This is a genomic window from Scytonema hofmannii PCC 7110 (assembly GCF_000346485.2).
GTDB classification, from domain to species: Bacteria; Cyanobacteriota; Cyanobacteriia; order Cyanobacteriales; family Nostocaceae; genus Scytonema; species Scytonema hofmannii.
The window spans coordinates 8,869,466-8,884,157 of the sequence record NZ_KQ976354.1 but is presented as its reverse complement, the minus strand read 5'-3'; the positions used below and the strand labels follow the sequence as shown (position 1 = coordinate 8,884,157).

The following is a 14,692-nucleotide window of genomic DNA, read 5'->3' as shown; positions in this document are numbered from 1 at the left end:
TCCCTCTTCAGTACTTGTTATTTTAGCATAACAAGTACTGAAGAACCAAAAATTTTAAAGTTTTTATGTGGTAGAAAACTTGACTGCATTCCCAGTGTGCTTTTACAATTTTTAATATTTTTCTGAAATTCTTGACTTTTTATGCTGGTATGGTACTCTTTAGTACAAAAAGTTTGTCTATACCAGTAATTATTTATAGAGTTGCGGGCTTATGAGTTTAGCTGTTATCAAGTTTTCATCAGAAGACTGCGGCATTTGTCACAAGATGTCTTTTTACGACCAAAAAGTTGCTGAAGAATTAGGTTTCGAGTTCATTAGCGTGAAAATGCAAGATACAGCGACTTACCGCAAGTATCGAAAAATTTTGCTCACTCAGTATCCCGATAAATCAGAAATGGGATGGCCTACCTACATTGTCTGTGATTCACCGGAAGGGGAATTTCAGATTATTGGAGAAGTCAAAGGAGGTCATCCCAAAGGAGAATTTAGAAATCGTTTGCAAGCAGTTCTAGATTCGAGCCACTCTAATTAGGAGTCAATCAGCTCAAAAGATTCAACCTCAAGAACAGGGCCAATCATAGCAGTAGTCATCACATCTTCGCGAATTTCCCCCTTAACTTTTGCCTGTTGTCCTGATTTAAGTAAACTTTTGTCAGCACCTCTGAGGATTTCATAGGTGGTTCCTTCATTAGTAACTAACGCCCAAGCGCCAGTCCCAATCTCGCGACGTTGAATAGTCCCTGTAACTGTAATGCTCATTGGTTAGTTGTTAGTTGTTGGTGGTTAGTTGTTGGTGGTTAGTATCTAGTATCGACTAACCACTATCTACTATCTACTATCGACTAACCACTAACCACTAACCTTAGTTAGGTAGTTTTCACTGCTAAACGTGCTAAACCAAAACATAGCAAGGCGTTAACGGTGAGGAAAAGACGCGCAACAACACCGCTACCCATTCCCCAAACTGTTGGATCTAATGCTGCACTCACTGCCAAGCAAGCAGCGACACCAATTGATGAACCAATGGCAAACCACTTCCAGTCCCGGTGTCCTAGTAGTAAAGCAATTAGAATCAGGGGAATCAATACACTGGCAAACAACGGGTTAAGAGCATTTGTTCCTTGGAGGGTATTGCCTAACTCAGGGATAGAACTTCCCAATAAACGGAAAGGCCATTGAGGAAGGTCAAAGATATAAAATCCCTTAAAGGGGAACAACCCAGAACTACCAGCAATTAAACCGAATGAAAGACTCCAGCCCCAATTGAATGGGAAGTAAACCCGTAAAAACCAAGCCAAGAGATAGGAACCAAGAACCATCAAAACCTTAGGTAACAGCGCTACCGCACCGCCATCAATCCAGAAGCGGGGGTTGAGATAGCCGTTATCGCGCAACCAACGGAAGAAATCTTGGAAACTAATTTGTCCGTGGGTAGCAAGTTTCACTGCTGCTTCTGCATTCAGTTGCCCAGCACCATAGTAGTTCAAATTGTCATCTTCAATAGTTCTAACTGACTGCTGGAGAACTTCTGCAACTTGGTCTGGTTCTTTCACTCCAGCTGCTTTAATTAATGCAGCAACACCAGCAACGTGAGGGGATGCCATACTTGTTCCTTGATATCCCCTAAACACTGGTGCGCCTTCATTGTCTGGATCGATTGTTTCTTGCACAATCTTACCAGCATCGCTACCACCAGGAGCCGAAATATCTACTCCAGCACCGTAGTTAGAGTATGGGGCTTTCTCTCCATCTGGACCGAGAGCAGAAACACCAATTACATGGAGATAACGTGCTGGATAAGCAGCAGAATTCTCGTTTTCATTACCAGCCGCCGCAACGATCGCCACACCTTTACTGTAGGCGTAATCAATTGCATCTTTCATCAACTGGCTTTCACCGCCACCGCCCAAACTCATGTTAATAACGTCTGCACCGTTATCAGCAGCAAACTTAATCGCTTCAGCTATATCAGCTACGGTTCCACCACCATAGGCACTCAGAACCTTTAAAGGCATCAGTTTTGCTTCATAAGCAATTCCTGCGACTCCATAACCATTATTAGTCGCTTGAGCGATCGTACCAGCAACATGGGTACCGTGTCCGTGATCGTCATCAGCTTCTGCTTTGTCATTAACAAAATCGTACCCAGGGACAAATTTTGTTTCCTCCAAGTCACGCACGCGACTCACACCGCTGTCAATCACTGCGACTGTAACGCCGTTACCTTTATTTTGACTCCACGCACCTTCTATATTGATATTGTGAAGATTCCACTGCTTGCCGTACATTGGATCGTTAGGTCCGATCGCAGTCTTCTCAGTTGGAGTTTGGAGCAGCGATAAATCTTCAGCCAAATCAGCTTTCCCAGGTTGTGGAATTCTATAGATATAATTAGGCTCAATAAATTCCACCGCTTTGGCGAGTTGCGACTTTCGGAGTTGTTGCAGTCGCTGTTTATCGCCCTTAATGATATACACATTCTCCTTGGCGGAAAATTTGTTATCTAGTTGGGGTGTAACGTGGTACTCTTGGGCTAGTGCTTGCAAATCCTGTTGCAAGACTTCCTGAGGAATATCTTCGCGAAAATTTAACAAAATTGTATCGAATTCACCGTTGGCTGCCAATCCCTGAAAACTAAACAGGGCAGCAACCAAACCGATGATAAACAAGCCAAATATTATAAGCTTTCTCATCTCAACCCATACCGCTTCTTGCCAGGTTGCTCACTAACATAACTCAAACAAGACCGTTGTTGGTGAATTTTGTATTAAAATTAAAATCCTTAAAGCAAACCTCAGGAATTTTTTAAAAATGGAACGCGGTCTTCTGTGGTTACCCCTATTAGTCGCATTCTTTTGGTTGGCTTGGCAAGGCTCGCAAGAGTATCAGAAAATTGAAGCCTACCGTACTTGGGCACAGCAATTTGAAAAGGCTAAGTACGATATTTATTCAGTTTTAGGTCAAAAAGGTTCCCAAATAACTTGGGGCAAACCCACTCCAAAGGGTCCGATTAAACTAGAAACATTTTCTTTGCTTGATGTCCAGCAAGTCCGCCTTTTAGTAGATGATAAACCAGTGGACTCAGCAACTCCACCAGACAAAGGTCGTACTATTGAGTTGGAATTTATTTTTTCTGACCCCGCTCAATCGGTACGTGTTCCCTTTACAGAAATTCCCCTGGCCGCAGAATGGGGGAAATATTTACAATCAATGGTTAGTGGTTAGTGGTTAGTGGTTAGTGGTAACTTTTTACTACTAACTACTATCCACTAACCCTCATCATGAACACCGACACATCACCCAAAATACCTGTTGTTTTAACGATCGCTGGTTCTGATAGCGGTGGAGGTGCAGGTATTCAAGCTGATTTACGTACTTTTGCTTTTCATTGCGTTCACGGTACAAGTGCTATTACCTGTGTTACAGCACAAAATACTTTGGGTGTCGTGGGGGTGGAGGCAATACCGCCAGAGGTTGTTGTCGCGCAAATCAATGCGGTATGTGACGATATCGGGGTGCAATCGGCAAAAACGGGAATGTTGTTGAATAAGGAAATCATTGCTGCTGTTGCTGAACAAGTGGAAGCTTTGCAAATTCCTAACTTGGTAGTCGATCCAGTTATGGTATCCCGCACGGGGTTTCAATTACTAGATGATGATGCAGTCAAGAATCTCCGCAATCTTTTAATTCCCAAAGCAGCACTTGTGACACCAAATCGCTATGAAGCCCAAATTTTAAGTGGTTTACCGATTAATTCCCTAGATGACATGAGAGCAGCCTCTCAAATCATTCACCGCAATACAGGAGTAAAGGTGGTTTTGGTGAAGGGTGGAGGTATGCAAGGGAGTCTGCGTGGGGTAGACATTTGGTTTGATGGGCATCATACGGAAACTTTGACGACTAAACACGTTGATACAAAAAATACTCACGGTACTGGTTGTACCCTTTCAGCAGCGATCGCCGCAAATTTGGCGCGAGGATCGGACTTGATAACAGCAGTCAAGCAAGCAAAGGAGTATGTTACCAATGCACTGTCATACTCTCTAGCTATTGGCAAAGGACAAGGTCCTGTCGGACACTTTTTCCCGTTATTAAATAAGTAGGGGATTGGGGATTGGGCATGGGGCATTGTTGTCATTGGGAATTAGGCATTGTTACAAGCAATTCAATACGTAATTGCCCATTGCCCATTGCCCATTGCCCATTGCCCAATCTCCTTGTGTATTTAGTCACAAAATTGTACATTAAGATTCTTCTCCTTGGGGGTATTTTTCCATTACTCTTAAGCTTAGTTTCCGAGGCTGAGTATCTTCGATCGCAGTCTCTTATTGTTCAATTACATTAAATTGTGATAAGAATCCACTAATGCGTGCAACCACAGGTTCCTTCAACAACACCACATCAAGTACAACCACTCCAAGCTACTCCCCCTCTGTACCCCTTTCCGTGTACCGAGATTTGGCTTCTGAGTTGCAAACTGTGCGGGCAAATCTAAATTCTCTTGTTACCCAGAATCAACAACTTGTGCAAGAGAATGAGTTACTTCGACAGGAAGTTTCTAAAGCTGTCGAGTCCATCTTGCATTTGCAAAAACTGATTGATTCTCAGCCTAAAGTTAGTTATTATCAAGCGCCTCCTCCATCTTCTCATAATTCTCAACCTCAAGCGAAAAGACCGATGACGGAACCTTCTGCCAAGAAGCAAGTTTTCCGCCCGCGCCCTCTCGTCGTCACCAATGAAGTGGAAAGTGATATTCCTAATCCACAATCCGTTTATGTAGAAGAGCAGTTGCCAAGTTATTATCTTCAGGATGAACCAGAACCTTCACAACTTAATAGCTGGTGGTTTATAGTAGCTATCTTGTTCATTATTGTTATGGGTTTTGGTGCTGGTTATTTAATTGTACGCCCCTTACTGGTACAACATACTCGTTAAGAATGCTTTCATAACGCTAACTAATGTTTATGTTGTGTTAAATAATACCAGATTGAAAACAGAATGCATAGATAGTTGGGTGAGATTAATCCCGATAAGGCTTTCTCAATCCAAAATCTAAAATCCAAAATGGTATAAGCTACAAACAAATAAAAATTGAGCGTCAAAGTCAGAGAATCTGCTTAGATAGAATACGTACAAGTTAGGAGACAAAAATGAAGAAAGTTGAGGCTATTATTCGTCCCTTTAAGCTTGATGAGGTAAAAATTGCTTTGGTCAATGCTGGTATAGTTGGCATGACAGTTTCCGAAGTACGAGGTTTTGGACGGCAGAAGGGTCAAACTGAACGATATCGCGGTTCTGAGTACACTGTAGAGTTTTTGCAAAAACTTAAAGTGGAAATTGTTGTTGAAGATAACCAGGTTGACATGGTTGTCGATAAAATTATTGCTGCTGCTCGTACTGGCGAAATCGGTGATGGTAAAATCTTTATTTCACCAGTCGAACAAGTGGTACGAATTCGTACTGGCGAAAAGAATACAGAGGCAGTTTAGTTAGTTAGTGGTTAGTGGTTAGTGGTTAGTGGTTAGTAGTGAGTAAGAAATTCAACTAACAACTAACAACTAACAACTAACAAAGAACAATTGTCTCTAACTTTTGAAATAAAGTATCAAAAGCTTTACCTCGATGACTAATTGAACGCTTCATTTCTGGCGTCATCTCTGCATAAGTCAATTGCGTCTGGTGGACATAAAAAACTGGATCGTAGCCAAAGCCACCATTACCACGAGGTTCATGAAGAATTTCGCCGCGACATATGCCTTCTGTTTGTAAAGCAATAGTACCATCCGGACGGGCGATCGCAACAGCACAAACGAATTGGGCTTGCCGATTTGGTGTATCGCCCAATTCTCTCAATAATCTGGCAATGCGATCGCCATCGCTTGTACCATAACGAGCAGAATACACTCCAGGCGAACCGTTGAGAGCATCCACTTGCAAGCCAGAATCATCGGCAATTGCCCAGTTTCCTGTAGCTTGTGCAACTTGGGATGCTTTTAAACAGGCATTGGCGGCAAATGTTTCTCCCGTTTCTTCTACTTCTATTTCTTTGGGTTTAAGCGTTAATTCCCAATTAGCATGAGCCAGGTAAGCTTGCATTTCACGCAATTTTCCTGGATTGCCTGTAGCTACAACAAGTAATGTCATTGGTTAGTCGTTAGTTGTTAGTTGTTAGTTGTTAGTTGTTACTAATAACTATTAACTACCAACCACTAACCACTAACCACTAACTATTAACATAATTTATTCTGCCCAATCTTTTGCCCACGCAAGAGTTTGATGCACTTGTTCTAGGGTAGGGGCTTCGCAGTACAGGCGTAAAACTGGTTCGGTTCCGCTAAAACGAATCATTAACCAACTGTTATCGGCTAAGCGGAATTTGTAACCATCGATGGTTTGGCAATCAATAACTGATTTTCCGGCGATTTCTGTCAAAGGTTGGGTTTGTAGTTGTTGCAAAAGACGCGATCGCACGAACATACTAGACAATGGTAAATCAATGCGATCGTATGCGGAAGTAAAACCAGTTTGTTCCTGTAGGTGACGGTAATAGTCACCCAAATCTAGTCCGGATTCAACAATGGCTTCTAGTACATACAATGCTGAAAGCAGTGCATCTCGTTCGGGAATGTGACTGCCGTAGCCAATTCCTCCCGACTCTTCTCCACCCAACAGCACCTCTGCTTCTAGCATTCTATCAGCAATGTACTTGTAACCTACTGGTGTTTCAAATACTGACAAATTATGCAGTGCGGCTAAGCGAGGAATCAAATCAGATCCACTCACGGTTTTGACGATTTCACCTTTAAAGCCGCGTCTTAAAGTCAAATGGTCAATTAGTATAGGGACTAATACTTGTGAACTTAGGAAATTCCCAAATTCATCTACTGCGGCAATGCGATCGCTGTCTCCGTCAAATACCAAACCGACTGTTAAACTAGAGGGAGTGGTTTCTCGATGATGGCGCATCACCTCAAACAACTGTGAAAGGTATTTAGGCAGGGGTTCTGGCGCACCTCCACCAAAGAGAGGATCGCGATTACTGTGAATCTCTTTTACCTCATTGCCAAGTAGCATTGCCAACCCACCTGCGGCGGCACCATGCATAACGTCACCAAATACTGTGAGTTTACCTGAAGAGAGAGCATCACGAATTTTAGTAATATTAACTTTGCCGAATAATGCTTCACAGTAACTTTGCCAGGGATTAAACTGTTCTATCTTGCCTGGGGTTGATGCTGGTGGTAATTCTTGAGTTAACAGTGCTTCTATTTGTTTTGTCACTTCAGGCGGTACAGAGCCACCAAAGGCGCTTTTGACTTTTAAGCCCGAATACTTTCCCGGATTGTGACTTGCAGTAATCACCAATGCCCCTAAAGCATTTTGTTGCTTTGCCGCCCAACTAAAAGCTGGGGTTGGAGCATAAGTATCTGTAAGTAGAACATCATACCCAGCTACTGAGACAACCTCAGCAACTTTACGAGCAAAGTCTTCTGCCATAAAACGTCGGTCATGCCCCACAACGATTTTACGGCTACCTACTTTTTTCCCGTATGTATCAAATAAAACTTTTGCGGCTATCGGCGCAACTAGAGCTAAGCGTTCAAAGGTGAACTCATCGGCAATGACGCCACGCCAACCATCCGTCCCAAACTTGATTGAGTTAGTTGTAACTCGCATTGAGGTATCCCAACTTCCCTAACAGAGGATTGTAACATTTACATAGGACACCTAGTACTAAAAGAACACATTGTTTCAATAAGTACAATGCGTCCTAGACTGTTATGACACAAAGTGTAGCAAACTTGTTCCGCAATAGGCTACGGGGTAGTGTAAGAGTTGGGCATTGGGCATTGGGAAAAGAAAATAGGAGATGATTTTTTACCATGCCTCATCCGCTATGCGCCATGCTCCTATAAATCTACGAAATTATCTGTTGCTTCGATCAAAGCACTGAGAATTCCCGGTTCGGTCATGGAATGTCCAGCATCAGGAACAACAATAAATTCTGCTTCCGGCCATGCGCGATGTAATTCCCAAGCTGATACTATTGGACATACAACATCATATCGCCCTTGAACTATGACTGCAGGAATATGACGTATGTGATGGACATTTGCAAGCAAGCGATCGTCTGTTTCAAAAAATCCTTTATTAATAAAGTAATGACACTCAATTCGTGCAAATGCCTCTGCGAAAACATTCTCACCAAACTTTGCCATCAGTTCTGTGTCTGGGAACAATCGGCTGGTACTGGCTTCCCAAATTGACCAAGCACGTGCAGCCTCCAATCGAATATTAGAATCTGGGCTGGTCAAGCGTTTGTAATAAGCTTTGAGTAAATCATCACGTTCATCTAGTGGAATTGGTTTTAAATATTCTTCCCAAGCATCAGGAAAAATATAGCTAGCTCCCTCTTGATAGAACCATTGCAATTCTTTTTGCCTGAGCATAAATATGCCACGCAGAATCAGCCCCGCGCACTGAGAGGGATGGGTTTGACAGTAGGCTAATGCTAAGGAACTCCCCCAACTACCACCAAAGACAACCCACTTTTCTATATTCAAATGCGATCGTAGTTTTTCAATATCACTGACCAAATCCCATGTTGTGTTTTCCTGTAGTTCTGCATGCGGTGTGCTTTGACCGCAACCCCGTTGGTCAAACATAACAAGTCGCCATTTTTCTGGATTAAAATATTGTCGGTAGAAGGGCGGTGATCCACCACCCGGTCCTCCGTGCAACAAAACAATAGGCTTACCTTGCGAGTTTCCTGACTCCTCAAAATGGATAGTGTGCAGGTCGGAAACCCTTAGAGTGCTTTCTTTGTAAGGTTCTATAGGTGGATATAATTTTTTCATGCTGCTTATTTTACCGCCTTTTATGGTGCAATATGGAAAAGCTAATGTGCTTATTTCTTTTGGGAGATTAAATCAAAATCAAAGAAGGGAAAATATAAAACAGACAGTTAATAACCAACTTTTTATTTCAGCAACTGAGCGCTTGGGTTGAGAGACATTAAAAATGCGATCGCTTCAACTAATAGACAAACCCGTTGAGGCAATTGGAGTCCCGCAAAATTCATACTAACTAAAGGAAATTCTATGATACCGACTATTATTGTTCACGGTGGAGCAAAAACCATCACAGAAGACAAAGTTGCAGCCAACCATGCAGGCTGCACAGCAGCAGCAGAAGCTGGTTGGGCAGTGCTGATTAGCTCCGGTACTGCCTCAGAAGCGGTTGAAGCAGCCATCCGAGTTCTGGAAGCTAACCCGACGTTTAACGCCAGTCTGGGTGCAACTCTCAACAGCGACGGAGAGGTGGAACTAGACGCGGCGATCATGGAAGGCTCCTTAAGTCCCATTTTATCTGAGTTTTTAAGTTGGAATTTTTGTGTCAACAACCGCATCCACAAGGGGTAGGGTTTATCGGAGGACTGAATGAAGTCAACTTACAACTTTCAATACTTTCAAGGGAGTTCTCTTTCCGATCTGTTTGCTCAAGATATCACAGATGCATCTTATGGGTTTATCTTAAATTACCCTGCAACGGCTAGTTGGGCTGCTTATCCCAACCGGAAAAAATATTTTATTCAAGATGGCAGTAGTGAAGCCACTAAAACCTCCTTTGATAAGATTTGCCAAAAAGAACCTTGGAAAAATTTGGCTGTATTAGGCGATCGCATTCCAGGAATTGTAATTATTCCGCCGCCAAAGTTGCTAATTGACTACTGGCAAGAGCATTTCGGCTTCAGCTACTCCAATAGGTCGATCATGGATTGCTCAACTTATCTGGATGACCTCAGCCAGAGCGAAAATTTTGACAAACTGATCGCTCTATTTCCCTTTGATAGTCTAAAACCTGAGAAACACGCTATTGATTCAGACACCCATTACCGCTTACTCAGCAAAGTAATGCTGGCTGAACTGGGAGTGTCATGTCCAAAATACGAGAGCTACAATCTGTACGCCTGTAGTCTGGAAGACATTCAGTTACCACAATTCCCATACCTAATCAAAACTTCCCACGGACTCTCAGGAGAAGGCACTTATATCATTAACAGCACCAGTGATTTAAACTACTGCCTTGAAGAAATCAGGAAATATCTCGATATTAAGTTGCTCTCTACGATTATTGTCTCGGAGTTTGTCAAGAATGAGGTGCAGAACTACTGCGTACAGTTCTATGTCAACAAGGCGGGAGAGATAACGCTCATTGGCACCACCAGCCAACTTGTCACGACCGAGGGTAATTATTTAGGGGGACTGATTGACTACCGCAACACTGACATGAGCAAGTTCTTTGAGATGATTGCTGCTATTGGTCAGTATGCTCACAAACAAGGTTATTTCGGCGTGATTGGCTTCGATGTGCTGGAAGACCAAGACGGACAGATGTATGCGATCGATGCCAATTTCCGAGTTAATGGATCAACTCCACTATGCTTGCAGCGCCATACTCTACTGGAAATAGGAAAGGAGGTGGCTAAATATTCTAGTGGCTACCGAATGGAGGGGACATTGGAATCAATTCTAGTGTCTCTAAAACCAGAACTTGATCGCAAGGACTTTATCATTCTGTCGGCGTTAGAGAAGGCCAAATACGGAAGAATCTACACCGAAATTTATGCGCTCGTTACTGGAGAAACTATCGAAGAAATGCAGCACATCGAGCAGAAATTACAGGGTAAGGGGTTGCAGTGGCTCTCTTAAGTAGCCGGGTAAGCTCATCTAATTTGGTATTAAAAAAACTTGACAATTAAGACAAACTAAGAATTTTAACCAGGTTATAAGTCTTACTTGACTTAGAAGCAGGAGAAGTGAGATGAAAGCTATGGTGCTGTGAAAATTTCCAGGAATAAGCTTTATGTCTGGTGGGTTTTGTTCGAGAATCTGCCGATGCCAAGAAAAATGCTTTGAATCAGAAACAACCAAAATTTGTGGCAGAAATTAGGGAGATCCAACAGAGTTTACTGGAGCACTTTGTAGAGCTTAAAGACCCAAGAGTAGAGCGAACCAAAAAAACATTTACTCAAGCAATACATTTAGATTCTTCTGATTCCTTGTGTCAAGCTTAATTGAGATGCTCTTACCCTGGTTTTTGAGATTACTCCCTTCCCGGTGTAAGATTACCGCTCCTATTCTTTCTTTTCCTTGGCGTCTTGGCGGTTTTTTAATAGGTAATTTTCTGGCGGAAAGGGAGTGATATCCCGATGCTCTAGAGCACCAGTCCAGTAGTCAAAATGGGGGCAAAAAACCCGGTTTCTCTAGGAGTGCAAAGCTTGATATCTTGTATGCTCAACTCGAAGAAACCGGGTTTTTGGGATTACTGGACCGGCGCTCTAAACGATCATAACAAAGCCCTCTCCTGAATTTTTTCTAAGGAGAGGGCTTTGTTGTATTGATAAACCTGGCACCGAGCTATTTTCGCGGGCAGCAACCCGCCAACTATCGTCGCCGCATCAATGTTTCACAACTGAGTTCGGGATGGGGTCAGAGTGGGTCCACCGAGCCATAGGCACCAGGTAAGACAGTGAGCAGTGACCAGTGAGCAGTGACCAGTAAAGAAAGTTTACTCAGATCGCTGTGAAGATTTCGCATCACTGATCGCTCAATCAAAACCCTGAAGACTGCACAGAAACGCGAATTGAAGCCATGACAGCGAACATTAACCATAACTCAGTTCTTCACTGGTCACTGGTCACTGGTCACTGGTCACTGAACAGAGGTCAAGACCTCGGTCTGTTAGGACAGCTTGGCTAAATACATTACTGTATGTACACCGACTGCCTATGAACAGGTGTTCTACCTGTGACCTTAACTACTTATAGTAGTGAGAGCACTCATCTTGAGGTGGGCTTCCCACTTAGATGCTTTCAGCGGTTATCCGCTCCGCACATGGCTACCCAGCGTCTACCATGGGCATGATAACTGGTACACCAGCGGTGCGTTCCTCCCGGTCCTCTCGTACTAAGGAGGACTCCTCTCAATGCTCTAACGCCTGCACCGGATATGGACCGAACTGTCTCACGACGTTCTGAACCCAGCTCACGTACCGCTTTAATGGGCGAACAGCCCAACCCTTGGGACGTACTTCCGCCCCAGGTTGCGATGAGCCGACATCGAGGTGCCAAACCTCCCCGTCGATGTGGACTCTTGGGGGAGATCAGCCTGTTATCCCTAGAGTAACTTTTATCCGTTGAGCGACGGCCATTCCATTCTGCGCCGTCGGATCACTAAGACCGTGTTTCCACCCTGTTCGAGTTGTAACTCTTACAGTCAAGCTCCCTTATTGCCTTTACACTCAACGCACGGTTTCCAAGCGTGCTGAGGGAACCTTTGTGCGCCTCCGTTACCTTTTAGGAGGCGACCGCCCCAGTCAAACTGCCCATCTGAAACTGTCTCCCGATTGGATTCACAATCGTGGGTTAGAATCCTAGCTTCGCTAGAGTGGTATCTCACCGTTGGCTCCATACTCCCCACAAGGAATACTTCTACGCCTCCCACCTATGCTGCGCAAGCCAAGCCCGGACCCAATTCCAGACTACAGTAAAGCTTCATAGGGTCTTTCTGTCCTGGTGCAGGTAGTCCGTATCTTCACAGACATTCCTATTTCGCCGAGTCTCTCTCTGAGACACCATCCAGATCGTTACGCCTTTCGTGCGGGTCGGAACTTACCCGACAAGGAATTTCGCTACCTTAGGACCGTTATAGTTACGGCCGCCGTTCACCGGGGCTTCAGTCGTCAGCTTCAAAGTTTCCTCCTGACCAACTTCCTTAACCTTCCGGCACTGGGCAGGCGTCAGCCCCCATACTTCCAATTGCTTGTTTGCGGAGACCTGTGTTTTTGGTAAACAGTCGCCTGGATCTCTTCACTGCGGCCAGCTCTCGCTGGCACCCCTTCTTCCGAAGTTACGGGGCCATTTTGCCGAGTTCCTTAGAGAGAGTTATCTCGCGCCCCTGAGTTTTCTCAACTTCCCCACCTGTGTCGGTTTCGAGTACGGGTTTGATGCTTTCATCATCGACAGAGCTTTTCTTGGCACTATCCTTCACAACTCGGCATCCTTAGACACCTCCCAATCCATTCAGGGCGTTGCTTTCTTTCATGCGTCTTCTGCCGACTCCCACTTCAAAGTGAGGGATTGTTCACCCTCTGTCCATCGACTACGCTTTTCAGCCTCGCCTTAGGTCCCGACTAACCCAGAGTGGACGAACCTGCCTCTGGAACCCTTGGGGTTTCGGGGCTAGGGATTCTTACCCTAGTTTGCGCTACTCAAGCCGACATTCTCACTTCCGTCTCGTCCACAGCTGCTTGCCGCTACTGCTTCTACCGAAGACGGAACGCTCCCCTACCAGTTCAGTTCAACAGTGACCAGTGAGCAGTGACCATTTTTTTCTTTCTGGTCACTGTTCACTGGTTACTGGTCACTGAAATCCACAGCTTCGGTACATCTCTTAGTCCCATTCATTTTCGGCGCAGGAGCGCTTGACCAGTGAGCTATTACGCACTCTTTCAAGGATGGCTGCTTCTAGGCAAACCTCCTGGTTGTCTATGCACTCCCACCTCCTTTACCACTTAGAGATGATTTTGGGACCTTAGCTGGTGGTCTGGGCTGTTTCCCTCTTGACGATGAAGCTTATCCCCCACCGTCTCACTGGTAACTTTACCACTGAGTATTCAGAGTTTATCTCGATTTGGTACCGGTCTCCCAGCCCGCACCGAAATAGTGCTTTACCCCTCAGTTTTTCTGTTACCGCTGCGCCTCAACACATTTCGGGGAGAACCAGCTAGCTCCGAGTTCGATTGGCATTTCACCCCTAACCACACCTCATCCGCCGATTTTTCAACATCGGTCGGTTCGGACCTCCACTTGGTTTTACCCAAGCTTCATCCTGGACATGGTTAGATCACCCGGGTTCGGGTCTATAAATACTGATATCTCGCCCTGTTCAGACTCGCTTTCGCTTTGGCTACGTCATACAACTTAACCTACCAGTACCTATAACTCGCCGGCTCATTCTTCAACAGGCACGCGGTCATCCGTTGAATCGGACTCCCACTGCTTGTAGGCTAACGGTTTCATGTTCTATTTCACTCCCCTCGACGGGGTTCTTTTCACCTTTCCCTCGCGGTACTTGTTCACTATCGGTCACACAGTAGTATTTAGCCTTACGAGATGGTCCTCGCTGATTCACATGGGATTCCTCGTGCCCCATGCTACTCGGGATGAAGCTACTATCCTTGAGTTTTTGACTACAGGACTTTCACCTTCTCTGGTGCAGTATTTCGCTGCTTCGTCTAACCGCTAGATTCGATATCGCTTTCCCACGACCCCAAACTGCATGCAATTTGGTTTAGGCTCTTCCCCTTTCGCTCACCACTACTCAGGGAATCTCTATTGATTTCTTTTCCTCCAGCTACTAAGATGTTTCAATTCACTGGGTTCGCTACTTTCGTTTATTGGGTTGCCCCATTCGGACATCTCCGGCTCGATGCTTGCTTCCAGCTCCCCGGAGCTTTTCGTTGGTAACCACGTCCTTCTTCGCCTCTGTGTGCCTAGGTATCCACCATTAGCCCTGATTCTCTTGACCACTTTTTGGCTTTCTCTAGTTCACTGACCAATTCTCAGTTCTCAGTTTGAGAAGAATCTCTCACTGGTCACTGGTTACTGGTCACTGACTCTTCGCGTCTC

The 14,692-nt window shown here is 44.6% G+C and carries 13 protein-coding genes and 2 rRNA genes; 8 read left to right on the top strand and 7 right to left on the bottom strand.

The features are described from left to right. Window positions 1–211 precede the first annotated feature (211 nt). Complete coding sequence (locus tag WA1_RS37585; protein WP_017749846.1) at window positions 212–532, top strand: thioredoxin domain-containing protein; 321 nt, start codon at window positions 212–214, stop codon at window positions 530–532. On the opposite strand, the gene WA1_RS37580 is transcribed toward WA1_RS37585, so the two are convergent. Both WA1_RS37580 and WA1_RS37575 read right to left on the bottom strand, forming a co-directional pair. Continuing rightward, window positions 529–759 carry a hypothetical protein gene (locus tag WA1_RS37580; RefSeq protein WP_017749847.1) on the bottom strand — a complete coding sequence of 77 codons (231 nt, stop codon included), beginning with the start codon at window positions 757–759 and terminating at the stop codon, window positions 529–531. The two genes, WA1_RS37585 and WA1_RS37580, sit on opposite strands and share 4 nt — an antisense overlap. A gap of 107 nt (window positions 760–866) precedes the next feature. Continuing rightward, window positions 867–2,693: a DUF5942 domain-containing protein gene (locus WA1_RS37575; RefSeq protein ID WP_017749848.1), complete on the bottom strand. Its 1,827-nt coding sequence runs from the start codon at window positions 2,691–2,693 to the stop codon at window positions 867–869. A 118-nt stretch (window positions 2,694–2,811) separates the two neighbouring features. On the opposite strand from WA1_RS37575, the gene WA1_RS37570 reads away from it, so the two are divergent. From WA1_RS37570 to WA1_RS37555, 4 genes are all read left to right on the top strand, one after another. After that, entirely contained in the window at window positions 2,812–3,225 is a 414-nt protein-coding gene (locus WA1_RS37570) for a hypothetical protein (protein ID WP_017749849.1), read from the top strand. A 56-nt stretch (window positions 3,226–3,281) separates the two neighbouring features. After that, window positions 3,282–4,103, top strand: a complete 822-nt coding sequence (gene thiD / locus WA1_RS37565) for a bifunctional hydroxymethylpyrimidine kinase/phosphomethylpyrimidine kinase (protein ID WP_017749850.1) — start codon at window positions 3,282–3,284, stop codon at window positions 4,101–4,103. A 262-nt stretch (window positions 4,104–4,365) separates the two neighbouring features. Further along, complete coding sequence (locus WA1_RS37560; RefSeq protein ID WP_017749851.1) at window positions 4,366–4,935, top strand: hypothetical protein; 570 nt, start codon at window positions 4,366–4,368, stop codon at window positions 4,933–4,935. 215 nt (window positions 4,936–5,150) lie between these two features. Next, window positions 5,151–5,489: a P-II family nitrogen regulator gene (locus tag WA1_RS37555; protein ID WP_017749852.1), complete on the top strand. Its 339-nt coding sequence runs from the start codon at window positions 5,151–5,153 to the stop codon at window positions 5,487–5,489. A 76-nt stretch (window positions 5,490–5,565) separates the two neighbouring features. Here the strand turns inward: WA1_RS37555 and rdgB are convergent, their stop codons facing one another. From rdgB to pip, 3 genes are all read right to left on the bottom strand, one after another. Further along, on the bottom strand, window positions 5,566–6,144 hold the full coding sequence (gene rdgB, locus WA1_RS37550) for an RdgB/HAM1 family non-canonical purine NTP pyrophosphatase (RefSeq protein WP_017749853.1): 579 nt from the start codon (window positions 6,142–6,144) through the stop codon (window positions 5,566–5,568). A gap of 96 nt (window positions 6,145–6,240) precedes the next feature. Next, on the bottom strand, window positions 6,241–7,677 hold the full coding sequence (locus tag WA1_RS37545) for a phosphoglucomutase/phosphomannomutase family protein (protein WP_017749854.1): 1,437 nt from the start codon (window positions 7,675–7,677) through the stop codon (window positions 6,241–6,243). Between the two features lie 233 nt (window positions 7,678–7,910). Beyond that, entirely contained in the window at window positions 7,911–8,858 is a 948-nt protein-coding gene (gene pip / locus WA1_RS37540; protein ID WP_017749855.1) for a prolyl aminopeptidase, read from the bottom strand. 243 nt (window positions 8,859–9,101) lie between these two features. Between pip and WA1_RS37535 the strand changes: the two genes are divergently transcribed. From WA1_RS37535 to WA1_RS37525, 3 genes are all read left to right on the top strand, one after another. Further along, window positions 9,102–9,422, top strand: a complete 321-nt coding sequence (locus WA1_RS37535) for an isoaspartyl peptidase/L-asparaginase (protein ID WP_017749857.1) — start codon at window positions 9,102–9,104, stop codon at window positions 9,420–9,422. 18 nt (window positions 9,423–9,440) lie between these two features. After that, complete coding sequence (locus WA1_RS37530) at window positions 9,441–10,712, top strand: ATP-grasp domain-containing protein (RefSeq protein WP_017749858.1); 1,272 nt, start codon at window positions 9,441–9,443, stop codon at window positions 10,710–10,712. A gap of 161 nt (window positions 10,713–10,873) precedes the next feature. Beyond that, window positions 10,874–11,077 (top strand): hypothetical protein, encoded by a 204-nt coding sequence (locus tag WA1_RS37525; protein ID WP_017749859.1) that lies wholly within the window; start codon window positions 10,874–10,876, stop codon window positions 11,075–11,077. A gap of 330 nt (window positions 11,078–11,407) precedes the next feature. Here WA1_RS37525 and rrf read toward each other — a convergent pair. Continuing rightward, a 5S ribosomal RNA gene (gene rrf, locus WA1_RS37520) occupies window positions 11,408–11,525 on the bottom strand. Between the two features lie 199 nt (window positions 11,526–11,724). Further along, window positions 11,725–14,591: ribosomal RNA gene (locus tag WA1_RS37515) — 23S ribosomal RNA — on the bottom strand. Between the last annotated feature and the right edge of the window lie 101 nt (window positions 14,592–14,692).

What these genes read in the sequence shown, in the direction of transcription:
- WA1_RS37535 (WP_017749857.1), top strand. Translation starts at nt 9,102, where the DNA reads ATGATACCGACTATTATTGTTCACGGTGGAGCAAAAACCATCACAGAA.
- WA1_RS37560 (WP_017749851.1), top strand. Translation starts at nt 4,366, where the DNA reads ATGCGTGCAACCACAGGTTCCTTCAACAACACCACATCAAGTACAACC.
- WA1_RS37545 (WP_017749854.1), bottom strand. Translation starts at nt 7,677, where the DNA reads ATGCGAGTTACAACTAACTCAATCAAGTTTGGGACGGATGGTTGGCGT.
- WA1_RS37575 (WP_017749848.1), bottom strand. Translation starts at nt 2,693, where the DNA reads ATGAGAAAGCTTATAATATTTGGCTTGTTTATCATCGGTTTGGTTGCT.
- WA1_RS37530 (WP_017749858.1), top strand. Translation starts at nt 9,441, where the DNA reads ATGAAGTCAACTTACAACTTTCAATACTTTCAAGGGAGTTCTCTTTCC.
- WA1_RS37580 (WP_017749847.1), bottom strand. Translation starts at nt 759, where the DNA reads ATGAGCATTACAGTTACAGGGACTATTCAACGTCGCGAGATTGGGACT.
- rdgB (WP_017749853.1), bottom strand. Translation starts at nt 6,144, where the DNA reads ATGACATTACTTGTTGTAGCTACAGGCAATCCAGGAAAATTGCGTGAA.
- WA1_RS37555 (WP_017749852.1), top strand. Translation starts at nt 5,151, where the DNA reads ATGAAGAAAGTTGAGGCTATTATTCGTCCCTTTAAGCTTGATGAGGTA.
- thiD (WP_017749850.1), top strand. Translation starts at nt 3,282, where the DNA reads ATGAACACCGACACATCACCCAAAATACCTGTTGTTTTAACGATCGCT.
- pip (WP_017749855.1), bottom strand. Translation starts at nt 8,858, where the DNA reads ATGAAAAAATTATATCCACCTATAGAACCTTACAAAGAAAGCACTCTA.
- WA1_RS37585 (WP_017749846.1), top strand. Translation starts at nt 212, where the DNA reads ATGAGTTTAGCTGTTATCAAGTTTTCATCAGAAGACTGCGGCATTTGT.
- WA1_RS37570 (WP_017749849.1), top strand. Translation starts at nt 2,812, where the DNA reads ATGGAACGCGGTCTTCTGTGGTTACCCCTATTAGTCGCATTCTTTTGG.